Annotated in this window: 16 protein-coding genes; 4 read left to right on the top strand and 12 right to left on the bottom strand. The window is 51.4% G+C overall.

Features of this window, described 5'->3' with window-relative positions:
• Positions 1-8 precede the first annotated feature (8 nt).
• On the bottom strand, positions 9-2,075 hold the full coding sequence (locus DS731_RS18955; RefSeq protein ID WP_119502785.1) for a catalase: 2,067 nt from the start codon (positions 2,073-2,075) through the stop codon (positions 9-11).
• Between the two features lie 213 nt (positions 2,076-2,288).
• Here DS731_RS18955 and ggt point away from each other — a divergent pair, with 213 nt between their 5' ends.
• On the top strand, positions 2,289-3,983 hold the full coding sequence (ggt, locus tag DS731_RS18950; protein ID WP_119502784.1) for a gamma-glutamyltransferase: 1,695 nt from the start codon (positions 2,289-2,291) through the stop codon (positions 3,981-3,983).
• A gap of 71 nt (positions 3,984-4,054) precedes the next feature.
• Positions 4,055-4,972, top strand: coding sequence for a Dyp-type peroxidase (locus tag DS731_RS18945; protein WP_119502783.1), 918 nt, complete (start codon positions 4,055-4,057; stop codon positions 4,970-4,972).
• A gap of 3 nt (positions 4,973-4,975) precedes the next feature.
• Here DS731_RS18945 and DS731_RS18940 read toward each other — a convergent pair whose 3' ends face one another.
• The 3 genes from DS731_RS18940 to DS731_RS18930 are packed head-to-tail and all read right to left on the bottom strand — an operon-like array spanning position 4,976 to position 8,385.
• Positions 4,976-6,064: an adenylate/guanylate cyclase domain-containing protein gene (locus DS731_RS18940; protein WP_119502782.1), complete on the bottom strand. Its 1,089-nt coding sequence runs from the start codon at positions 6,062-6,064 to the stop codon at positions 4,976-4,978.
• Between the two features lie 21 nt (positions 6,065-6,085).
• A complete protein-coding gene (gene hemL / locus DS731_RS18935; protein ID WP_119502781.1) occupies positions 6,086-7,366 on the bottom strand; it encodes a glutamate-1-semialdehyde 2,1-aminomutase in 1,281 nt (426 codons plus the stop codon).
• 5 nt (positions 7,367-7,371) lie between these two features.
• Entirely contained in the window at positions 7,372-8,385 is a 1,014-nt protein-coding gene (locus DS731_RS18930) for an aspartate carbamoyltransferase (RefSeq protein WP_119502780.1), read from the bottom strand.
• A gap of 265 nt (positions 8,386-8,650) precedes the next feature.
• Here DS731_RS18930 and DS731_RS18925 point away from each other — a divergent pair, with 265 nt between their 5' ends.
• The gene (locus tag DS731_RS18925) at positions 8,651-9,358 is read left to right on the top strand and encodes a DUF2982 domain-containing protein (RefSeq protein WP_119502779.1); all 708 of its coding nucleotides are present in this window, start codon (positions 8,651-8,653) and stop codon (positions 9,356-9,358) included.
• 28 nt (positions 9,359-9,386) lie between these two features.
• Here the strand turns inward: DS731_RS18925 and DS731_RS18920 are convergent, their stop codons facing one another.
• The 5 genes from DS731_RS18920 to hutI all read right to left on the bottom strand — a co-directional run bounded on the left by DS731_RS18920 (position 9,387) and on the right by hutI (position 17,880).
• The gene (locus DS731_RS18920; protein ID WP_442858469.1) at positions 9,387-12,494 is read right to left on the bottom strand and encodes a 7TM diverse intracellular signaling domain-containing protein; all 3,108 of its coding nucleotides are present in this window, start codon (positions 12,492-12,494) and stop codon (positions 9,387-9,389) included.
• Positions 12,495-12,656: 162 nt separating this feature from the next.
• On the bottom strand, positions 12,657-14,312 hold the full coding sequence (gene hutU, locus DS731_RS18915; protein WP_119502777.1) for a urocanate hydratase: 1,656 nt from the start codon (positions 14,310-14,312) through the stop codon (positions 12,657-12,659).
• Between the two features lie 9 nt (positions 14,313-14,321).
• Positions 14,322-15,122: an N-formylglutamate deformylase gene (hutG, locus tag DS731_RS18910; protein WP_119502776.1), complete on the bottom strand. Its 801-nt coding sequence runs from the start codon at positions 15,120-15,122 to the stop codon at positions 14,322-14,324.
• Complete coding sequence (gene hutH, locus DS731_RS18905; RefSeq protein WP_119502775.1) at positions 15,119-16,663, bottom strand: histidine ammonia-lyase; 1,545 nt, start codon at positions 16,661-16,663, stop codon at positions 15,119-15,121. The genes hutG and hutH overlap by 4 nt, the downstream gene beginning before the upstream one ends.
• Entirely contained in the window at positions 16,660-17,880 is a 1,221-nt protein-coding gene (gene hutI / locus DS731_RS18900) for an imidazolonepropionase (RefSeq protein ID WP_119502774.1), read from the bottom strand. The genes hutH and hutI overlap by 4 nt, the downstream gene beginning before the upstream one ends.
• A 202-nt stretch (positions 17,881-18,082) precedes the next feature.
• Here hutI and DS731_RS18895 point away from each other — a divergent pair, with 202 nt between their 5' ends.
• The gene (locus DS731_RS18895) at positions 18,083-19,411 is read left to right on the top strand and encodes a Na+/H+ antiporter family protein (RefSeq protein WP_119502773.1); all 1,329 of its coding nucleotides are present in this window, start codon (positions 18,083-18,085) and stop codon (positions 19,409-19,411) included.
• A gap of 36 nt (positions 19,412-19,447) precedes the next feature.
• Here DS731_RS18895 and hutC read toward each other — a convergent pair whose 3' ends face one another.
• The 3 genes from hutC to DS731_RS18880 all read right to left on the bottom strand — a co-directional run bounded on the left by hutC (position 19,448) and on the right by DS731_RS18880 (position 24,298).
• Entirely contained in the window at positions 19,448-20,185 is a 738-nt protein-coding gene (hutC, locus tag DS731_RS18890; RefSeq protein WP_119502772.1) for a histidine utilization repressor, read from the bottom strand.
• Positions 20,185-21,561: a formimidoylglutamate deiminase gene (locus DS731_RS18885; protein ID WP_119502771.1), complete on the bottom strand. Its 1,377-nt coding sequence runs from the start codon at positions 21,559-21,561 to the stop codon at positions 20,185-20,187. Before DS731_RS18885 ends, hutC begins: the two co-directional genes overlap by 1 nt.
• Before the next feature lie 115 nt (positions 21,562-21,676).
• Positions 21,677-24,298 (bottom strand): M14 family metallopeptidase, encoded by a 2,622-nt coding sequence (locus DS731_RS18880; protein WP_119502770.1) that lies wholly within the window; start codon positions 24,296-24,298, stop codon positions 21,677-21,679.
• Positions 24,299-24,308: the final 10 nt, after the last annotated feature.

Here is a 24,308-nt window from a genome sequence, read left to right as displayed (position 1 = left end):
CCATCGCCTTACCTTTCCCAGAATCTCAACGCACCCAGCGTCTTAACAAAATTAGCAGGCTTTTCCTTACCAAGATCGATCCACCCGTCATCCGTTGCATTTTTCAGACCACAAGCTTCAATTAAAGGATCAGCAGCGCCTGTATATGCAATAAATTTCATGTGTGCATGGGCGTCGGAAAGGAAATCGCGGGCTTCAGGCTTATTCACCAGCATCTCAACCGAATCTTTTGATGTAAGAATTGCAACGGCATCGTAAATCACCGATGGGCCGCCATCTATTTTTTGTTGGGCTTCTATCCAGTTTCCCGCACTACTTTTTGCACCACCGACTTTCATTGCTATTATTTCGTGCATAGCACCCTCTTTTTTCAGTGCTTTCGAAATGCCTTTCAAAATATCTTCATCAAAGCCGTCAGTCACAAGGATGCCTAGTTTTCTGCCCTTGAATGTGCCCGGAGCATTTTTCAGGATACTAAGGGCATCGGAGGCTGGTAAATCTTCCCTGGTTGGCATGGCAGCCTCTGCCGGAGCAGGCATTTCATGGAATCCTAAGCCGTCAGCGACTTGTCGAGCAAAATCCTTATCTACATTCAGGAGATGACTGACGACCCTTTCTCTGATAGGTAAGTGTTCTACTTTTGAAAGTTCAAATACAAAAGCATCGCGCATATGCTCTTGTTCTGTTTCGGACTGGCTGATAAAAAACTGCCTTGCCTGACTGTAATGGTCAGCAAAAGTTTCAGAGCGATAGCGCAGCTTTTCGCCGCTAACAGGTTCGCTGTGAGATTTAAATCCATGAGCGGGACACTCCCTCGGATTAGAATCACTCGCCTCCCACGAATTTGGTTCGTAATTAACCCTCCCTTTCGGGTTATGCATGGCCATGTGACCATCTTGTTGGAAATGTCTGAAAGGGCATTTGGGGGCGTTGATGGGTAAATGCGTGAAGTTGGTTGAGCCCAGACGCTTCAACTGAGTGTCAAGATAGGAAAAGTTGCGGCCCTGCAACAGTGGATCGTTCGTAAAATCAATGCCCGGAACAATATTTTGAGTACAAAATGCTACTTGTTCAGTTTCTGCAAAAAAATTATCTACAACCCTGTCTAGAACCATCTTACCTATAATTTTTACAGGCACCTGTTCTTCAGGAATCAGCTTAGTGGCATCGAGCACGTCGAATTCAAACTTTTCAGCGAATTCCTCGTCAAAGACCTGGACACCTAATTCCCATTCCGGATAGTCACCGTTTTGAATAGCATTCCACAGATCGCGACGGTGGAAATCTGGGTCTGCGCCATTGATTTTCAATGCTTCATTCCAAACTACTGATTGCATACCCGCCAACGGTTTCCAGTGAAATTTAACAAATTTCATCTCACCTTTATCGTTTATGAATTTGAAGGTATGGACGCCAAAACCTTCCATAAAACGCAGTGATCGGGGGATGGCACGGTCGGACATGGCCCACATCAACATGTGCGTGGCTTCAGGAGTTAAGCTTGCAAAATCCCAAAAATTATCATGAGCAGTCTGGGCCTGAGGGAAGCCTCTGTCAGGCTCCTGCTTAGCTGAGTGGACCAGATCAGGAAATTTAATCGCATCCTGAATGAAAAAGACCGGAATATTATTTCCGACTAAATCCCAATTGCCTTCCTGAGTGTAAAACTTTACAGCAAACCCTCTCACATCCCTCGCTAAATCTGGTGACCCTTTATTGCCGGCAACCGTAGAAAATCTGGCGAACAATGGTGTTTTTTCACCCTTGCGCTGGAACAGATCCGCACATGTAAGTTCAGGAATAGCATCATAAGTTTCGAAATACCCATGTGCTCCGTATCCGCGAGCATGTACTACACGTTCAGGAATTCTCTCATGATCAAAATGAAAAATTTTCTCTCTCATGATGTGGTCTTCCATGAGGGTCGGACCTCTCGCACCTGCACGTAAAGAGTTCTGATCATCATGCACCGGACAACCTTGAGCGGTAGTCATAGCGGGATATTTACCATCTGCTTTTTGGTGTAACTCTCCACCACGACCTTTATTTCCAGAATATTTAAATGACTCAGCCATAATTAATCCCTGTTGGGGGTATGGTGAAAACCGCAAAATTTCACATACACGTTTTTAAGATTGAAATCATTCACAGCAAGATTAGTTCCTTTTAATTTTTACATAAATTACATATAGTTAATGGTGGCGGTGCATTTATCGACGATTAGCATTACACGGTGTAAGTAATATTTACATTCAGATTCAGGAGAAACAGGCAATAGGGAATCACGTATGAAAAAAGTGTTGGTAAAATATGTTCTGATTGCAGTGATAGTTTTCAGTACAAATGTTTCTTCTTACGACCGGATCACCGGTGAAATGTTTGCCAGCCGTTCCGAGGTCATTGCACAGCACGGGATGGTAGCCACCAGTCAGCCTCTGGCGACCCAGGTGGGGCTGGATATTCTTAAGCAGGGTGGCAATGCCATCGACGCAGCGATTGCAGCAAATGCTATGCTCGGTCTGGTTGAGCCCACCGGAAGCGGTATCGGCGGTGATCTGTTTGCTATCGTGTGGAGTGCAGAAGAGAAGAAACTGTATGGTCTGAATGCGTCCGGCCGCTCACCCCGTACCCTGACCAAAGCCGTGTTTGCAGAAAAAGGGCTCAATAAAGTGCCCTCATTTGGGCCGTTGCCGGTATCGGTTCCCGGTGCTGTGGATGGCTGGTTTGAGCTGCACAGCAAGTTCGGCTCTCTGCCTGTTACTGCCATTTTAACCCCGTCTATTGAATATGCCCGTAATGGTTTTCCGGTTTCTGAACTCATTGCGTATTACCTGCAAATGAATGCCGACCGGATTGGTCAATATGACGGATTTGCTGAAACCTTTATGCCAGGCGGTAAAGTACCGAAAAAAGGGGATGTGTTTAAAAATCCCGGACTGGCTGCCACCTACGAAAAAATCGCCACCGGCGGCAGAGATGCCTTTTATAAAGGCGATATTGCGCGGACAATCGCTGCCTACATGAAAGAGCAGGGCGGTTACCTTACCTTAGATGATCTGGCCAGCCATACGTCAGAGTGGGTCGAACCGGTATCCGCGAATTACCGGGGTTACGATGTATGGGAATTACCCCCTAACGGACAGGGCATTGCTGCTCTGCAAATCCTGAATATTCTTGAGCGTTACGATATTGAAGGGATGGGATTCGGCTCAGCAGACTACATTCACACTTTTGTTGAAGCGAAAAAGCTGGCATTTGAAGACCGCGCAAAATTCTATGCAGATATGGCATTTACTTCAGTGCCCGTAGACTGGCTGGTGTCTAAAGACTACGCCGCAGAGCGGCAGCAACTTATCAATCCGGAAAAAGCGGCCAAACGCTATGATGCCGGTGTGTACGAAGGTGATACCGTGTATCTGACTGTCGCCGATAAAGACGGCAACATGGTGTCTCTGATCCAGAGTAACTACCGTGGTATGGGCTCAGGCATGACGCCGCCGGAACTGGGCTTTGTGCTGCAGAACCGGGGGGAGCTGTTCACCATGCAGGAAGGACACGCGAATGAGTATGCACTGGGCAAGCGTCCTTTCCACACGATTATTCCTGCCTTCGTTACCCGCAATGGTAAGCCGTGGTTAAGCTTTGGTGTAATGGGCGGTGCCACCCAGCCACAAATGCATGCACAAATCATTGTCGACCTGATTGATTTTGGCATGAACTTACAGGAAGCCGGTGACGCGCCCCGTATATTACATTCCGGTTCCAGCAGCCCTACCGGACATCTCATGCTGGATGGCGGTCAGGTACATCTTGAATCAGGCTTCAGTGAAACGGTTAAACGTGAACTGATGGAGAGAGGTCACACTCTGCAACCAGCCGTCGGGATCTACGGCGGTTATCAGGCAATTATGCTGGATAGTCAGCGGGGTGTGTATTTCGGTGCCTCTGAAAGCCGAAAAGATGGACAAGCCGCGGGGTATTGAGCCACACTATTAGTTACTGGCCCGGGAAAATGCCCATAAATCAATAATCAGCGGGCAAACGGAAGGATGTCATGAGTCAACCTCAAAAAGGGGTGTGCGCCGAACCGAATCTGCATGCGCAATATTTATTGCTGAATGTCGTGGATGACGATGCAGAAACGGTGAGGGGAAAGCTTGCCCGCGTGTTGGATATATTCGATTTTTACGAAAACGAGCACTATGAAGCCATGCTCACCGGCATGATTGCCATCGGTGCCGGTTTCTGGTCTGAATTGTATCCGGGCTTTATTCCTACTGAACTGGCTCCGTTTCCGGATATGCAGTGTGAAGATCGCACTGCCCCTTCCACGCCCTGCGACCTGTTTATTCAAATACGTGCTGACCGTGCTGATATCTGTCATGCGGTAGGTATGGAAGTGATGGAATTGCTCAGACTGCATGTTGAGCTGGTGGAACAGGTAAGAGGCTTCCGTTATCTCGATGGCCGTGATCTGAATGGTTTTATCTATGCGCCGGATAATCCGCGGGGAATGCAGCGACGCAAAACCGGTATTATCGATAACGACGAACTGGCTTTTAACGGCGGCAGTTACGTGCATGTGCAACGTTACCGTCACGATTTGCGACGCTGGGAAAGTCTTACTGCCCGTCAGCAGGAACAAATTATCGGTCTGACCCGGGAACACAACCTGGTGAGTCAGGAGCAAAACCCCATGTCTCATTGTATCCGCGCGTCGGCGAAAGGGCCTGATGATGATTTACCGGGGTTAATCAAACAGGGAATGCCTTACGGAGATCTGACAACTCAGGGACTTTTCTTTGTAAGCTGTTCAGCCAGTGCACGGCCTTTCAAGTCTATGTTGCACAGCCAGGTTTTCGGAACCGGAGACGGTGATTATGACCGCTGGCTGGATTACACCAGTGCGGAAACCGGGGCATCTTTCTTTGCGCCGCCGGTTAACTTTATCCGCGAGCACGCAAAAAAATAACAGCTAGTGGTGCAGCTTCAACGCACCGTCCCAGTCTTCACTGAGCGTTAGATTGCGGTATTGCAGGCACACATCAATGTGATGCTGAGGCAGTTGGTCCTGTGGATTGATATCTCTGGCTTTCATGAAGTGAGCAATGGCGTCGTCCCACTCCCTGCGCATACGACAGGCCAGTCCGGCGGTGATTTGTGTTTGTACAGAGAGCCTGGCTTTCTGTTCTTCCTCACTCAGATGGTCGAGCACTTCATACACTTCAATGGCACTTTGCCGGCCTTTCACTTTAACCCAGTCAAGTAAACGGGTTTTAACCGGATAGCCCGCGCCTACCGTTTCCAGGGTTTGTGCGCTGACAATAATGTCTGCATTGTATTTTTTGGTCAGAGACTCAAGTCTGTAAGCAATATTCACACTGTCGCCGAGTACCGTGGTGTCCATACGGTCATCTGAACCGATAGTACCAATGATCACCGGCCCGAAATGAATACCGATCCCGATATTAATGGGCAGATATTCACAGTTATCCCTGTGAGAGTTGTACATCACCAGTGCTTTACGTAAATCGATAGCAGCCTGAAGGGCGTCGCGGGCTTTATCTTTGGCGGTGCCGCCCGGGTGGTCGAACAGCGCCATAATGGCGTCGCCAATAAACTTGTCGATAAATCCACGATTCTGGTGAATAGGATCATTCATGCGCAGGAAATAGGAATTCAGGAAGCCCATGAGTTCCTGCGGGCTGAGATGCTCTGACAAGCCGGTGAAGCCGCGGATATCACAAAACAGGATAGCCACTTCATCCTCGTCTGCATGTCCCAGTTCCAGTGTGGCTCCGCTGCCATGTTTGGCAAAGTGTTCAACGAACTGACGGGGGACGAATTTCTGGAAGGTTTTACTCAGTTGCATCGCTTCATTGGCTTTTTCGATGTAACTGGCTTCGCGGCCGTCAGGGGTATCAGAAACCGGCGTTTTCTTCGGGTGTGTTCTGTCGAGTTCAGCCTTCAGTTCGCGGATTTGTGCAGACTGTCTGAACAGGAAATATGCAGCAACACCGCCCACAGCGATAAGACCATAAATGAGTAGCCAGCTTAACGTCATGGTGTCACCACATATCCAACACTACAGAGAGCCTAACACTTTATCAGCAATGCTGAGTGTTTTATCAACTACGTCTGCAGTATGCATTTTTGACACAAACCCTGCTTCATAAGATGCCGGTGCCAGGTAAACACCGTTGTCCAGCATGCCGTGATAGAACACCCGGAATTGTTCCTGGTTGCAGTTGATGGCCTGCTGGTAGTTCGTCACGCGGTCTATACCGGTGAAGAACAAGCCGAACATGCTGCCGGCAACGTTGGTGGTCATAGGGATGCCGTGTTTATCCGCCAGAGCCTGAAAACCGTCTGCCAGTGCCTGAGTTTGTGCGAAAATCCCTTCATACATGGCGTCATCATCAAGTTGAGCCAGTGCAGCAAGGCCAGCTGCCATGGCTACCGGATTACCTGATAAAGTCCCTGCCTGGTAAACCGGGCCGGTAGGGGCGATATGTTCAATTATGTCCCGGCGGCCACCGAATGCGCCCACCGGCATACCGCCACCAATCACTTTACCCAGACATGTAAGGTCCGGCTTGATGTTGTATCTTGCCTGTGCACCGCCTTTGGCGACACGGAAGCCAGTCATCACTTCATCGAAAATCAGTACACTGCCGTGGTCATCACAGATCTTACGTAAGCCTTCAAGGAATCCTTCTACAGGCGGAATACAGTTCATGTTGCCGGCAACCGGTTCAACGATGATGCAGGCGATGTCATCGCCGTGTTCACGGAAGACTTCTTCAACGCTTTCAAGGTTGTTGTATTCCACCGTCAGCGTATGCTGCGCCACATCCGCAGGCACACCCGGTGAACTCGGTACACCCAGTGTCAGTGCGCCGGAACCGGCTTTAACCAGCAGTGAATCAGCATGACCGTGGTAACAGCCTTCAAATTTAACCAGCTTGTTGCGGCCGGTATAGCCACGGGCCAGCCGGATTGCCGACATGGTTGCTTCGGTCCCTGAATTTACCATGCGTACCATTTCCATTGACGGCACCATGCTGCTGACCATCTCGGCCATGATAATTTCTGATTCTGTAGGCGCACCAAAACTTAATCCGTTTTGTGCAGCGCTGATAACGGCTTCACGGATTTTATCGTTGTTATGACCCAGTACCATGGGGCCCCAGGACTGCACGTAATCAATGTACTGATTGTCGTCAGCATCCCAGATGTAAGCGCCGTCAGCTTTAGTGATGAAACGGGGTGTGCCGCCTACCGCTTTAAAGGCACGGACCGGGGAGTTTACGCCACCGGGAATCGTTTTTTGCGCGCGGGCAAAGAGGACTTCAGATTTTGACATAATGCTTATTGGCTCTTGTTAGTGTACCAAACCACGTCGCGTTCATATTTCGCGACCAGATCTTCAACGCCCAGTGTCAGCGCGAAGAGTGCCATTCTTACCAGCACGCCGTTATCGGTCTGCCGGAAGATGGCCAGGTTCGGGTTGGTATTCAAATCGTTATCCAGCTCATTAGCTTCCATACGGGAATCCCGCGGAAGTGGATGCATGATCACCGTTTTTGACTGGAAATGTTTAGTGTAAATAGACTGGTTGAGGCGGAAGCGGCCACGGTATTTATTGGCTTCTTCCTGAGAAGGGAAGCGTTCTTCCTGAATGCGTGTCTGATAACAGATGTCCGCATCTACCGTGCCGTCGATATGCTCAGAGACAGTCAGTTTGTGACCGGCATCTTCAATGGCAGAGACAATGTAGTCCGGCATGGCCAGCTCTGCAGGTGCGATAAGTGTAAAGTGGATATCCTTATACAAACACAGAAGTTTCGACAAGGAGTGTACGGTACGGCCATAACGGAGATCACCAATCATGGCGATGTGGAGTCCGTCAATGCCTTTACCGTTGTATTCCAGCTCACGCTTAATGGTGAATAAGTCCAGTAATGCCTGAGTCGGGTGTTCGTTTGCGCCGTCACCGCCGTTGATAACCGGTACACGGCTGCCATCAGCAAATTCGCTTACTGAACCCGCCTGCGGATGACGCATGGCAATAATATCGGAATAGCCACTTAATACACGGGCCGTGTCGTAAAGCGATTCACCTTTCGCCAGCGCAGAGTTACTCATGCCGGTGGTTTCCCGCACTTCCCCGCCAAGCAGATTAAAGGCAGTCCCGAAACTTACCCGTGTACGTGTGCTGGGTTCGAAAAATAAGTTGCCCAGGATGGCGCCGTCCAGCACCGTAGTGCGCTTTTGACGCTTTGCATAAGGCTCCATGGAATGGGCCACAGAAAAGACTTTCTCGATGGCATCACGATCGAATTGATTGACCGAAAGGATATGGTTGCCGGTAAACTGTGACATAGTGCTCTCAACAAACAAAATAAACCTGAACAGTTTATCAAAAAGCCGGCGATGTGTAGAGATAAGAACCTTAAATAGGTTTATGAGTTTTTCTGCGCAGACCGGGGTAAAATCAAACTTTCTTCAGATAATCACCGGATGAATGTGACAAAGCGACCGCAGGCAAACAAACCATCCCGTTCATGGTGGCGGACTGACTGTCCGCAATGCCGGCGTCTGCGTATGATATTCATCTGGGCGGTTATCGTATTTGTGGTGTATTTTTATGTCTGGAACTGATTCTGACCCTATTTATGTCAGGGCAACGTCAAAGGGTAACGGCATCACTGCATTGGTGCTGGGTGTGGCCGGACTGATAATGTCGGCAATATGGATGAAGTTTCTGCCGGACTGGCTGTTTCTGGCTGCTATTTTCCTGACCAGTGCGTCGATTGTATCGCTGCTCATCGGCTGGTTCAAAGTAAGAGAGCCTCAGTTCAGTATCGAAATTTCTCCGCAGGAAATCCGTTATCATCACCGGTTGGGCAACTGGCTGTTACAGTGGGATAACGTGCAGCGTATAGACTGCCCGCGGGTGCAGCAGGGTTTAGAACAGGTGGAGCTTGAAGCGGTAGGTTTCCGGATTAAAGACTACGGTGCGTTCTTAAATCATGTTTCGCCCCGGCTGGCCACCCATTTACTGATGGAGCAACGTCCGTTGCTGCTTCACAGAGATGAACAAAACTGTAAAACCGGTGCCTGTTTTGAGCAGGAAATGTTTGATGATAAACATTACACCACGGCAGACAATCAAACCTTTACCGGCGTTAAAGCCATGCTGGCGAACAGAATGTCTCAGCTTCGTCAGTCGCTGGGGTATGACGTGTTTATTGCCGCTTCTGATATTGACCGTGAGCCCGCTGACTTTGCCCGCTTTATGCGCCAGTGCCAGCAAGCCCGTCAGGACAGGCTGATGGATACTCAGGCAGGTTGACGCCTGCACCTTCCCCTCAATCTCCGGCTCAGGGGAAGGTGTAATTCATTTCTTCCAGGAAGCGTCTGGCTTCTGTCATTAATATTTCGCACTCATTCAGCAGAGCAGGCAGATGCTCTGCAATCAGGAAGTTTTGCTCAAGCTTCAGCGCGATTTCCAGTTCTGAAGCCAGTTCCTGTAACTTCGGTACACCGGTGTAACAGCAGGCTCCGTGGAGTTTGTGCACTTCCGCTTTCAGACCGTCGAAGTCTTTTTCTTTCCACATCGATTTTAATGTGGAAATGGTGGGCGGCAGCAACACCACAAAATCCCCCAGTAACGAGCGTGCAGCTTCCGGGTTCTGGTGGGTGCGTTTAACCGCCAGTTGCCAGTCCAGAGTAGGTAAAGCCATGGCTGTCGGGGTGGCGTTCTGACACCAGCGCTTAATCAAATCGAGAAGCGCGCCCATTTCGATAGGCTTGGGCAGATAATCGTCCATACCTGATGCCAGCAACCTTTCCTGTTCCTCTTTGAAAGCATGGGCGGTGACTGCAATGATGGGGGTACCCATATTCAGAGCCGTTTTGCGGATCAGTCTTGATGCCTGCAAACCGTCCATGCCCGGCATCTGAACATCCATCAGGATGAGATCGTATTCCGTGCTCTGACAACGGTTAACGGCATCCTGCCCGCTCATGGACGTGGTCAGACTGACCGGCGAGTGATCCAGCCAGGTATGCAGCAGCTTAAGGTTCATTTCCATGTCATCAACAGCCAGAATACGTGCCTTAGGCAGGTTATTCATCTTATCCTGCATCGGATTGCGGCGACGGGCTGTTTTCTGATGCAGCAGGCTTTCCAGTTTGGTGAGTGTGACAGGCATTCTTACCTGTTCATGGAAGTGCTGGGTCAGGCTGGGGTACTGGTTGAACGGTTCCGGGCCGGAATACCACAGGATGCGTTTCTTCGCCGGAAACTCCACCAGTTCACTGAGGTACGTGTTCCGCTTCTCCAGATGGGAAACCGGTACAGTAGCAAACAGCAAATCAGGATGTATATCCAGCATGTTCAGAAAGGCTACGGAATCTGCTGATGTCACCCTGGCTCCCAGCGCGGTGAGCATGGAGGCTGTGGCTCTGCGGGTGTCCGGCACAGGGTCGAATACCACAACCCGTTTTCCAATCCATTCGGCGTTCGGTGTCAGACTGTATTTCTGACTAAGCTGATTCGCCCGCAGACGGATGTCAAAGACACTGCCAAGCCCGGGAACACTGTTTAAATCCAGTGTGCCGCGCATCAGTTTTATCAGCTCCCGGCAGATAACCAGGCCAAGCCCTGTGCCCTGATAACTACGGTTCAACGCATCATCAATCTGGGAGAAAGCATTAAACAGTTTTTTCTTATCCTGACGGCTGATACCAATGCCGGTATCTTCAATCCGGAAGTGTAATTCATGGATGCCGTGGGGCAGGGATGTGCCTCTCACTGTGAGGGTGATGGTGCCGGAAGAGGTGAACTTCAGTGCGTTACTGAGAAGGTTGTTCAGTACCTGCTTGATTCTGAATACGTCGCCGATGAGTTTTTCCGGTAACGGGCCGGTATCAAAAACAAATTCCAGTCGTTTAGAGTGGGCAGACTTAGACATCAGCGTCACCATGTCTTCCAGCAACTGGTTCGGTGAGAATGGCTGATTGTTAATTTGCAGCTTACCGGCCTCAATTTTAGAGAAGTCGAGTACGTCATTGACGATACCCAGCAGGTTATCCGCCGCCGTGTTGATGATACGCACCTGCTCCTGTTGTTCCACCGGCAGGGCAACATGGGTGAGCTCTTTACTGAATCCGAGAATGGCATTGAGAGGTGTACGGATTTCATGGCTCATATTGGCCAGGAACTGAGATTTTACGTTACTGGCTTTAATAGCGTCTTTGCGGGCAATGTCCAGACGGGCATTCTGCTCTTCAATGAGTTCCATATTATTGCGAAGCTCATTGGTTGCCTGACTGACCTCAGAGGCCAGCTGGTTGCGACTCTTTTCCATGAGGGCGAAAGAGAACAACCCGGCTTCGATGAACACGCCCACCTGAAAGCAGTACGTGGTGTAGTCATTGGAAGGTAAAATATTCAGTAAGCTCAGAATGCCCACGATTGCACCGCTGGCCAGCATGCCCCAGGCGAAGATGAAATAGAGGGCGGGTTTGAACTTATTAAGGTAAGCCTCAAAACCGGCATAGATATAGCTGCAAATCGCAATCATACCCACGCCATACACCAGGTTATTCTTCCAGATGTGAGGCAGCAAATCGATGAGGCAGCCTGCGCCGATAACGCCCTGCAAAACCAGCAGGGACATGATCACCGGATGGGCATTCGGGGCATGTTTTCTGGTTTCCAGAAAGGTAACCGCGAACAGGCCGGAGCTAATACCGATGATGACGAAAATCATCTCCGTATGTGCAGCAAACCAAGGATCAAAGCCGTCGCGGAATATCAGGTGAAGATGGCCGCCCCAGACAAATTGCCATAGCAATACCGCCACAATGTAGCCCACGTAGGCGACCAGGCTTGGCTCTCTGGAACCGAAGAACAGCGCGAAGTTGTATATTGCCAGAATGATCAGACCGCCGTAGAACAATCCCCACAACAGACTGTCCAGTTGTACGCCGAAACTATGGCGGGTTTCCGGCTCCACAGATAACGGTACAATCAGGCTGGAAGAGGAACTTTCAACCCGCAGGTATAACTCCAGCGGGGCGTCCACCGGCAGCTCAGCCCGCATGGTCGGTACGCGGAATATCTGCTCGGTTTGCAGCTTACCCTGATGACTTTGCTTTAAGACTTCATCGCCTCTGACCAGATAAAAATCGACTTTATCTAACTGGCTGAAATCGATATTGAATACCCAGTCACGGGTATTACTGGTGTTGTTGAATTTAGTAACCAGCCACAATGCGCGGGACTGAAAACCGAAGTTAGGATTCGGGTCGGTATAAAAACGGAAATCTGGACGACGCTTGATTGCTTCACTGATAGTCAGCTGCGTGTCTGTCTCGAAGTAAAATTCAAAATTGTCCGTCAGGCTGGTTTCAATATTTTCATTGATGAGCTGATGGGTAGTCTGAGCCTGAGCCGGCGCAGCGCACACCCCAAAAAACATCAAGATGCTGAACCAGGACCACAGTACTGCGCGCATTTTTGATAAGCTGGTTAGAAAAACGTGCGCCTATTAAACCACCAACAGGCGCGTTTGTACAAAAAACAGGGTGTAAATTGCTGCTATCTGTAAAATTAGCCTTCCGCACTACGGAAGGCTTGCCGGTTATTTAAGCATGGGCAGATTCAGGTCGTGTTTCTGCGCACATTTCTGTGCCAGTTCGTAACCTGCATCAGCATGACGCATCACGCCGGTAGCCGGGTCATTCCAGAGTACACGGCCAATGCGCTTGTCAGCTTCTTCAGTACCGTCACACACAATCACAACACCTGAATGCTGGCTGAAGCCCATGCCCACACCACCACCATGGTGCAGTGATACCCAGGTGGCACCGCCCGCTGTATTCAGCATGGCATTGAGCAGCGGCCAGTCGGAAACCGCATCCGAACCGTCCATCATGGCTTCGGTTTCACGGTTCGGGCTCGACACAGATCCGCTGTCCAGGTGATCACGGCCAATAACCACCGGCGCTTTCAGTTCGCCGTTACGGTACATTTCGTTGAACGCCAGTCCGAGACGGTGACGGTCGCCAAGACCCACCCAGCAAATGCGTGCAGGTAACCCCTGGAAGCTGATCCGCTCCTGCGCCATGTCCAGCCAGTTGTGCAATGAAGCGTCATCAGGCAGCAACTCCTTTACTTTGGCATCGGTTTTGTAAATATCTTCCGGGTCGCCTGACAGGGCAACCCAGCGGAATGGTCCTACACCTTCACAAAAGCGCGGACGAATATAAGCGGGTACAAACCCCGGGAAGTTAAAGGCATTGGTTACACCTTCCTGCAAAGCCACCTGACGAATGTTATTCCCATAATCAAAGGTGGGGATGCCCATCTCAGCAAAAGCCAGCATCGCTTTTACATGTTCCGCCATAGACACTTTCGCTGCTGCAGTCACTGCTGCCGGGTCGCTTACCCGTTTCTCACGCCATTCTTCCAGCGTCCATCCCGCAGGCAGGTAGCCGTTAACCGGGTCGTGGGCTGATGTCTGGTCGGTAACCATATCCGGCTTAATGCCACGCTTAACCATTTCCGGCAGTATTTCCGCTGCATTTCCCAACAGGCCCACTGATACCGGTTTTCCGTTTTCTTTTGCCCGCTCAAGGATGGCCAGAGCTTCATCCAGTGTCTCTGCCTTTTCGTCCAGATAGCGGGTGCGCAGGCGCATATCAATGCGGGTAGCATCGCACTCAATAGCAAGCATGGAGGCGCCGGCCATGGTGGCCGCTAAAGGCTGTGCTCCGCCCATACCGCCCAGTCCGGCAGTCAGGATCCAGCGTCCTGCCAGGTTACCGTTGAAATGCTGGCGGCCGGCTTCGACGAAGGTTTCATAGGTGCCCTGAACAATGCCCTGAGAGCCGATGTAAATCCATGAGCCGGCAGTCATCTGGCCGTACATCATGAGGCCTTTTTTATCGAGCTCGTTAAACGTGTCCCAGTTCGCCCAGTGAGGAACAAGATTGGAATTAGCAATCAGTACCCGCGGCGCATTTTCGTGGGTGGGGAACACTCCCACCGGCTTCCCTGACTGCACCAGCAGGGTTTCATCGTCATTCAGGTTTTTAAGCGTATCGACAATCTTGTCGAAGCATTCCCAGTTTCTGGCTGCTTTACCGATACCGCCGTAAACCACCAGATCTTCGGGACGCTCTGCCACTTCCGGGTCCAGGTTGTTCATCAACATACGCAGGGGCGCTTCGGTCAGCCAGCTTTTAGCGTTCAGTTCACTGCCTCTCGGGGCACGGATTACTCGGGATGTTGTCATGATCTTTCCTCAGGATTTTGCCCGGTCAATCAGCCGGGAGAGTAACTGTTTTAATTCGTTTTGAAGCGGAGCAGCATAAGCCGCATCGTATTCCGGCCGGCCGGGTTCTGCCGGCTCACGCAGGTAGCAGCGCTGGGCAATTTCCAGTTGCAATGCATGAATACCTTGCCCCGGATTACCATAGTGACGTGTGATCCAGCCGCCTTTGAAGCGACCATTGCTTACCGCAGAATGAACGCTGCTTTGCAGCGCAGAAAATGCAATGGTGGCGTAGTCGCTGTGGCAACTTTTATCTGTGTTTGTCCCCAGATTCAGGCCCGGTAATTCGCCTTCAAATAAACGGGGGCACAGCGAGCGGATGGAATGGGCATCAAACAGGACGACCTGCCCGTGCTGACGCTTAAGCCGGTTCAGCTGGTGGGACAGTGCGTTGTGATAGGGCATAAACCACGTGGCTTTACGGTATTCCGTTTCTTCTTCAGAAAGCGGAGCGGTATAAAACGGTACGCCGTCAAAACGTTCCTGCGGGCAAAGTTGTGTGGTGGTCTGGCCCGGATAAAGCGATACGCCGGACGGGTCCCGGTTTAAATCGATGACCGTGCGGGAAATATGGCTGCGCACCACGGTAATACCGAGTTCAGGCGCGAAACTGTATAGCTTGTCTACCCACCAGTCGGTATCAGCCAGTGCCGTTTCTTTATCGCATTGCAGCTGTTGTGCTATTTCATCCGGTATGGTCAGCCCGGTATGAGGGATACTCAGCACAAGGGGCGTATTGCCCTCGCTGATCTCCAGCCAGTCAGTACTCATGCTGACGCTCCGCCGGACTGCGCCGGGTTAAAAATCTCTGCGACCGGTCCCGTAAGGCCTGGACCTGATATAAGCGCAAAGGCGGCAGCCATGTCTTTTGCCATGTAGCGGTCATCCTGCAACATAGGGACTTCACTGCGCAGGGTTTGTCTGACGGTTTCCAGATGAGGACTGGTTTTCATGTCACCATGCAAATCGATGCCCTGCACGGCGATCAACAATTCTATGGCCAGAATATGCTGCAGATTGGTGTTCATACCAGCCAGTCTGCGTGCACCGTGTGCGGCCATTGAAACGTGGTCTTCCTGATTCGCGCTGGTGGGGATGGAGTCTACACTGGCCGGGAATGCCTGTTGTTTGTTTTCAGATACCAGGGCTGCTGCCGTAACCTGCGGGATCATAAAGCCGGAATTCAGGCCCGGACGGGGCGTCAAAAATGCCGGCAAGCCTGATAACGCAGGATCAACCAGCATGGCAATGCGCCGCTCGCTCAGTGAACCGATTTCGCACACGGCCATGGCAATCATATCGGCTGCAAAGGCAACCGGTTCGGCGTGAAAATTTCCTCCTGACAGGGCTTCATCCGTATCACTGAAAATAAGGGGATTATCTGACACACCATTAGCTTCAGTAAGCAGGGTGGTGGCGGCCTGATTAAGTAAGTCAAAAGCGGCACCCATGACCTGTGGCTGACAGCGCAGGCAGTAAGGGTCCTGCACTTTCTCGCATTGCAGATGCGAGTCGCGGATTGTACTGCCTTCCAGCAGCTCACGCAGTGCTGCGGCTACGGTGATTTGACCCTGATGACCGCGCAAGGCGTGAATGCGTGGATCCATCGGGGCAGTTGAGCCTTTGGCTGCATCGGTAGACATGGCACCGGTAATGAGTGCGCTGGCGAAGCCATGTTGTGCTGCAAACAGCCCGGCCAGGGCCTGAGCTGTAGAATATTGAGTACCGTTAAGTAGCGCCAGGCCTTCTTTCGGCCCGAGGTTGAGCGGAGTGAGTGAAGCTTTAGCCATGGCGTCAGCGGCAGGCATTTGTTTGCCGTCAACCAGCACATCGCCCAGTCCGATGAGCGCCATAGTCATATGAGATAAAGGCGCAAGATCGCCGGATGCCCCGACTGAGCCTTTTTCCGGCACAACCGGCGTGATGCCCTTATTCAGGAAAGCTTCCAGCAGTTTAACCGTTTCCAGCTTCACACCGGATGCGCCGTGTCCCAGGCTGGCCAGTTTAAGCGCCATCATCAAACGGATAACGTTAACCGGAGCCGGCTCACCCACACCGGCAGCATGAGAAATGACGATGTTGTGCTGCAGTTGTGCCAGCTGATCATCAGGAATACGCACATTCGCCAGTTTTCCGAAGCCGGTATTAATACCGTATACCGGTTTGTTGCGGGCGATAATGCGCTGTACTGCCTGCTCTGAAGCAATCACCCGGGGTAAAGCATCTTCGTGCAGAACAGCAGGTGCACCTTCGTAAATCGTACGCCAGTCTTTAAGTGATACCTGACCAGGTTGCATTATTATTGTTGTCATTTTTCCAGTCCTCTGAAGATTCGGCGACGTAAGGGATTAAGTCCGATTTGATAAATAAGGTGTGCCGGTGACGGTGCGTCCCAGCAGGCAAGGTCGCAGTACTTTCCGGCTTCCAGACTGCCGGTGTGAGATTGCTGACCCAACGCAGCGGCGGCATGAACTGTCATACCACTGAACGCTTCAGCAACGGTAAGTCCGAAAAGGGTACAGGCCATGTTCATGATAAGTAGTGGTGACGTTACCGGCGATGTTCCGGGATTAGCATCTGTAGCAACAGCCATCGGGACATTATGTTGTCTGAGTAATTCAACCGGTGGCTTCTGCGTTTCTCTCAAACAGTAAAAGGCGCCCGGCAGCAGTACTGCTACGGTGCCGGAAGCGGCCATGGCTTCCACGTCTTTCGCAGTGGCAAATTCAATGTGATCGGCAGACAGTGCCTGATAGTTTGCTGCCAGCGACACGCTGCCATTATCTGACAGTTGTCCGGCATGAAGTTTTACCTTAAGTCCGGCTTGTCTGGCAGTGTCGAAAATCCGGCTGGTTTGCTGTGGCGTAAAGGCAATGTGCTCACAAAATGCGTCTACTGCATCAATGTTGCCATCTGCCAGTGCAGCCGGGATCAACTGTTCACACACATACGATACATAGTCGTCAGCGCGGCCTTTAAATTCCGGCGGTACCACATGCGCGGCCAGCAGTGTGGGGGAGACTGACACTGCCCGGTGCTGCGCCAGTGACCGTGCAACCCGTAACTGCTTAAGTTCAGACGCAATATCCTGTCCGTAACCGGATTTTATTTCTACCGTCGTCACACCCTGTGCAAGCAGACTGTCGAGCCGGGGCAGGGTTTCATCCAGCAGGGTTTGTTCTGATGCGGCGCGGGTTGAGGTGAGCGTAGACATAATGCCGCCACCTTGTGCGGCGATTTCAGCGTAACTGGTCCCTTCCAGCCTGGCTTCAAATTCATTGGCACGGCTGCCTGCATACACCAGATGGGTATGACAGTCGATGAGGCCGGGTGTTACCAGCAGGCCCTGTAAGTCAATAACCTGGTCAGACTGATACTGCGCAGTGACGGCGGCAGCAGGACCGGCGGCCAGAATTTTGCCATCAGCCATCGCGACGGCGCCGTCTTCTGTTATCGCCAGAGGGGCGGCGGGATCGGCCATGGTTACCAGCCTTGCATTCACCCAAATCTTTTCAGCTTGTTGCTTCATGCGCTTGTCTCTGTGGACGCTATTTCAATTTAATATAGCCAACAATTTTTAATATGTATAGTCATATAAATCCAAATATTTATCCATTTCATCGCAATATCTATGTTGCGTCTTGTATTTATTGCCAGCCCCCGATATAACAGAACAATAAAAATAAAATTGCCTGTCACCATTAGTATAAGTATAGACATAAGAGGTAAGCATGAATTCAGTGTTGATTGCGGTGTGCATAATGCTGGCGCTAAGTCTGGCGCGGGTGCACGTAGTTATAGCGCTTATTATCGCGACGTTTGCAGGTGGCTTGCTCAGTGGTCTGGGTACCTTAGGCACGCTGAATAACTTCAACAGCGGACTGGGTGCAGGCGCAACGGTGGCACTGTCGTATGCCTTTCTGGGGGCCTTTGCGGTGGCAATTTCCCGCTCTGGTATTCCTGATCTGCTGGCCGGGCAGGTACTGAAAAAACTTGATAAGAAGCAGGGTGAAAATCCCGCGCTGGCACGGACTATCTGTTATGGCGTAATGGCTGCTTTGTTAGTGATGGCGGTATGCTCGCAAAACCTCATTCCTATTCATATTGCCTTTATTCCTTTGCTGGTACCGCCTCTGCTGCTGGTCACGCAAAAGCTGAAGCTGGACCGCCGGGCCATTGCCTGCGTGCTGACGTTTGGTTTGATCACCCCGTACATGTTTCTGCCGGTGGGGTTCGGTTCCATTTATCTGAATGACATTCTGCTGGTAAATCTACAGGAAAGCGGCGCTGATGTGTCCGGTGTATCTGTCATCCGTGCCATGGCTTTGCCTGCCCTTGGCATGCTGGCCGGTTTACTGATTGCTGTGTTTATCAGCTACCGCAAACCGCGGGAATACAGTGACAAAAAGCTGAAACGGGCTGAGCATACAGAGGTGAAATACAGTGGCCGTTCACTGGCGGTGTCAGGCGTTGCTGTGATTACTGCATTTGTGGTGCAACTGATGTTTGACTCTATGGTGCTGGGTGCGCTGGTGGGCTTTGTGATCTTCAGTATCAGCGGGGTTATCCGCTGGAAGCAGGCCGACGATGTTTTTGTTGAAGGCATGAAGATGATGGCCAACGTGGGCTTTATCATGATCACAGCATCAGGATTCGCGGCAGTGATGCGTGCAACCGGAGATATTCAGTCTCTGGTCGATACCAGTGCGACGTTGATTGATAACAGCAAGGCCTTAGGCGCGCTGATGATGTTACTGGTGGGTCTGGTGATCACCCTTGGCGTAGGCTCTTCTTTTTCCACTGTCCCGATTATCGCCGCGATTTTTGTGCCGCTGGCATTGCAACTGGGTTTTAGTCCGCTGGCTATTGTCACGCTGGTGGGTACGGCAGGTGCACTGGGCGATGCGGGATCTCCGGCTTCAGATTCCACTTTGGGGCCCACTGCCGGACTCAATGCAGACGGTCAGCACAACCATATCTGGGACACGGTTGTACCTACCTTCTTACACTACAATTTACCCTTATTGGCAGGCGGTTGGGTTGCTGCCATGTTGTTATAGCAGGAAGCCGCAACCATTAAAAAAGGGTGGCTGCGGTTAACCGAAAGCGGGTGAGAAACGGGCGAGAAGATTATAGGCATCGCCCGGAAACAATTGCCTTACGTAGGTGATCCCTTCGCCGCCACGCCATGTCTGACGCTCCAGCAACAGGCATGCTGTACCTTCTTCAATACCCAGCGCTTCAGCCTGTTCTGCATTGGCTGAAATGGCAGAGATACGGTGCTGGGCTTTACTCCAGGCTACATGTTCAAGCAGCCAGTGACCCGGCGACACATCCTCAAACGTGATGCCTTCAGCCTCCGGAACGGCATTCAGGTTGATGAGACGCATTTCCAGTGCAAAGGGCCGGTTACTTGCCAGGTGCAGACAGCGTAATTCCAATAACGGATTGTCAGCACCCAGTTCCAGTTCTTCCGTTTTCCGCTTCTGCGCGGTGCGTTTGCGCCGTGATAACAGAGAGAAGCCGTATGGCTGCCCCCGGTTAGCGATTTCAGTTTGTATATCAGGAATATCCACAATGACAGACTGAATTTTCGGACGCGCCACAAAAGAGCCGGCGCGACGGCGGCGGTGAATCAATCCTTCATCTACCAGAGAGGTAATGGCTTTGTTTACCGTCATACGGGAGCACCCGTAGTTCTCAACAAGCTCATGCTCAAAAGGGATTTTGTAACCCGGAGGCCAGGTGCCCGACAAGATCTGCTGACGAATATCGTTGCAGATTGTCTGGTGCAGCGTATCTTTGACCCCTTTTTCCTGCGGTTCTGGCGGCATTACTGAAATACTCTGTTAATGGTCTTAATGAAGGCGCGTTGCGCGTGTTCTCTGCCGGCATGACGGCCTTCTTTTACTGTAAGCAGGCCATTTACCCACACACAGTCAATCAGGTCTTTATTGTGACAGAAAACCAGTTGCTCGATAATATTATCGTGAGACCTTAGCATATCGGGTAACCCGCTGATTTTCAAAGAAACCATATCGGCACAGGCGCCGGGTTGCAATCCGGGAGCCGTGCCCAGTGCCTGAGCGCCGCCGGCAACGCTTTGTTGCCACAAAGACTGACCACAGCGTTCGCCTGTATGACGCTGGCTCACATTCCTGTTTTGCAGTTGCAGACGCTGACCATATTCAAGCAGGCGCAACTCTTCCGGCGCATCAATTTTCACGTTGGAGTCTGAACCCACACCAATGCGGCCGCCGGCCTCCAGGAACGGGGTAAGCGGAAACAGGCCGTCACCCAGATTGGCTTCGGTAACAGGGCACAACCCGGCGACAGCTTGTGAACGGGCAAGGGCAGAAATTTCGGCCTCATCCAGGTGAGTAGCATGCACCAGACACCAGCGCGCATTCACGGGCTGATTGTCCAGCAACCACTGAACGGGACGGGCGCCGTAATGGGCCAGACAACTGTTCACCTCTTTCATTTGCTCAGCAATGTGAATGTGAACCGGTCCGTTCCCCAGCGATGTTAAAAACTGCAGCTCTTCTGCAGTCACCGCCCGTAAACTGTGAGGGGCTACGCCGGTTACGGCACCGTCTGTAGTCAGCAGCCGACGTTCAATATGTTCATAGAGTTTACCGAAGTCGTCAGTGCTGTGAATGAAGCGTTGCTGTGCGGCTTCAGGCGCCTGACCGCCGAAACCACTGTGTGCATAGAAAACCGGAAGCATTGTGAGGTTGATGCCGGTACTGATGGCAGCATCGATGATGGCATCACTCATAGCTGCGGGCTGGCTGTAAGGTTTACCATCAGGCGCATGGTGAAGGTAATGAAATTCGCCTACACGGGTAAACCCGCTCTCCAGCATTTCGATGTATGCAAGGGTGGCAATCGCAGTAAGATCGTCCGGTGTGAGTTTTTCTAAAAAGCGGTACATGACCTGCCGCCAGGTCCAGAACGAATCTGCGCCCGGTCCTTTCACTTCTGCAAGCCCGGCCATCCCTCTTTGAAACGCGTGACTGTGCAGATTTGGCATGCCGGGAAGCAGCACATCAATCACAAGATCTGAAGGTTCAGGGCTTGCCGGTGTGATATGACTTATTTTCCCGCCGGCAATACTGATGCGCTGATCCTGATGCCAGCCGTCAGGGAGCAAAACATGACGGGCGAAAAGGGTATAGTCAGAAAGCGATGCAGTGTGTGATGTCATGGTAGCTACCATTCGGGGGATGATAAATTTATTGTATAGACATAATTTGAGAAAGGGAACAAAAATACCGGCTCAGTCGTTGACAGAGCCGGTTGCATAGTTATGCGTTGTGGCGTTACTTGTACAGGTTGTTGAAGATAAACTTGTACGTGCCGTGTGACTGGGCGCGCCATTGAGGCTGGAAGCCCAGCAGGTACACCTCGCCGTCACCGTAATTCACTTCCATAGCAGCCGCTTTGCCATTGATAGCTTCGGGATGCAGCAACACACCGCTCAGCAATACGTCACCTTCTTCAGGATAGGAAGACAATATGGTGCCGTCAAAGCCGGGTAATGTATCAAAGGCAGGACCGTGAGAGAACATCACTACCGGGTCGTCCGGCAGGCCCTGTGTGGCGGCACTGTCAGCTTCTTTATTCAGTTCGGTTTGTACCAGCGCACCGGCACAGTAGAAAACGTCACTGCCCACACCGGCGAGGACATTTTTTACCGGCAGTCCCAGTAAGCTGATAGCGGCATCAGACGCCTGGTTGAAGGCAATGAGTTTACCGCCACGGGCAACAAAATCCCGTAATGCCTGTGCACCTTCTGAACCAATGCCTCCGGCATATTTTGCCGGTACAGGATCTTCTGTGGCACCACCTGTACGGTTATACCAGCTGTCGCTCTTAGGTGCACTGAAGCCTTCGGTGATCCAGCTTAAATCGATGTCCGGCAGTACCAGGACATCAATTTTCGACAGTAAATCTCCGGCTTTCATATCGTCGTTGTACAGGGTAACCGGGTTGTAACCGTACTGCTCAAATATCCAGCGGGTCCAGCCTTCATCCATAGACGGTTTCCACGGACGGTAGAGTCCAACTCTCGCTGTTTCTACTGCCTGCGCATTTTCAGGTGCGCGGGAAGTGCCTTGCAGAGTAACATCGTGGGCTGTGGCCAGCGCTTCAGCGCTGTCTTTGTCTATCCCTGAAATAAAGAATGCGGGTTGCTCGTCATGCATTCCGCGGTTTACCGAAGCACCCTTTGCAAGGGCTGCATTAATCAGGGCGAAGCTGGCATTCTGATTCTGAGGAGCAACAAATACATTACCGCGGCCTTCAATACCGGAGGGCAGATCTACTGTTGTAACAGCTTTCAGTTTCTTCTTGTCGCGCTCAGACAATTTGGATGTCAGCGCTACTGTATCCACACCCATTTGCAGGGGTAAAGTCCAGCCTGTGGCATCGTAGGGCAGATTTTCCGGAAGGCCGTCTTTATCAACAAAGGTAGCAGGATACGTTTGACGTTCAAACAACTCCTGTACCAGTCCGGCGAACGGCTGATCCATGGGGATAACCCAGCTGCCTGCAGCGACTTTGGTGTCGCCAAATGTAGCGGATTTACTTACCTGATACACTTCAATCTGCTGGCGCAGCATGACTTCAACCAGTTCACCGGCCTCTGATAAATCGTGTTGCTGAGCCGGAATTATCCAGGCAAAAGGCCCTTCTTCTTTAAAACGGGCGACGGTATCGCGACCTGACTGATAGCGGTCATACAAGATTTGCTCGCGGTAGCGTGATGCAGTATCCAGCGTAGAGATCGAAGCCACTTCCATATAGTGTACGGCATCACCCAGCGTCCATTTGCCGCCTTTCCACGGAGACGGATACATCACCTGAGGCTTCAGATCTTTGCGGTTATCCGGAAAGTCTTTGGCATCGTATTCCCAGGGCGTGGCGTAAAGGTGAAGAGCCGTTTCCGTGAAATAGGAAATAGTGTGGCGGAAGGCGTGGGTGTAATCCAGAAAGCCCGGGAACCAGTTGTCAAACCGGGCCTGCGCGATAGCTCCCGGTAACTGCTGGTGCTCGAACTCGCCAATCATGTGCATGCCAATCAGGCTGGTCCAGTGTCGTACCAGCGGGTCGATATTTTCTGAAATAGGATCTGAAAACGGCGGTACCCAAATCCGGGCAGGGAAAGGCGCTTTCTGGTGCTGGGAATAGAAAATCGCAGGCGCATTCTCCTGAACCTGAGCGGTGACAGAGCGGCTTTCTGTCATATTCAGCATGTAGCCGTCACGGTTGTTGTCGTGGCCGACGTACTCCTGATACAGCCACGGCATGGGGCTGGTTTCGTGCTCTGTTCCGGTGTTCTGACGATACCAGTCAACCACCATGTCCTGTCCGTCCGGGTTCAGGGTTGGCCATAAAACCAGAATCACATCGTCAAGGATGCGGCTGATTTTCGGGTCGTCTGAGGTCACCATGGTATGAGCCAGTTTGATAGGGAGCTGATGGTCAGCCACTTCAGAGGCGTGCATACCGCCATCAATATGAACGATAATTTTTGAGGTGGCAGCCAGTTTCCGGGCTTCCTCATCCGTCAAATCTCTGGAGTCAGCCAGCCTGCGGGAAATGGCTTTATACTCTTCCCACTTCGCCAGGTTTTCCGGTGTGGAGATGATGGCGTATTCGAAGGTTTTACCTTGCGTGGTTTTACCCGCCGTGAACATCTGCATTTTATCCGTGCTGTCTGCCAGCGCATGAAAATACTTCAGTGAATCTTCGTAATTCGCCAGATAAAAATCATCACCCGGGGCGTGCCCCAGTACATCAACCGGAGCAGGTATGGCATCGTTTTGTGCCAGTACCGGCGCAGAGGTGCCAAGCAAGCCACTGATCATCAAACCCAGAGCCAGCTTTCTAAAGGATTTAACGGGCTTTGCTGTTAAAAACGCCCCGTTGGAAATAGTCATATTTGTTCCT

The organism is Alteromonas sp. RKMC-009 (assembly GCF_003584565.2).
Lineage (GTDB): Bacteria > Pseudomonadota > Gammaproteobacteria > Enterobacterales > Alteromonadaceae > Alteromonas.
The sequence above is the reverse complement of the archived record's forward strand: the minus strand, read 5'-3'. Positions and strand labels throughout refer to the sequence as shown.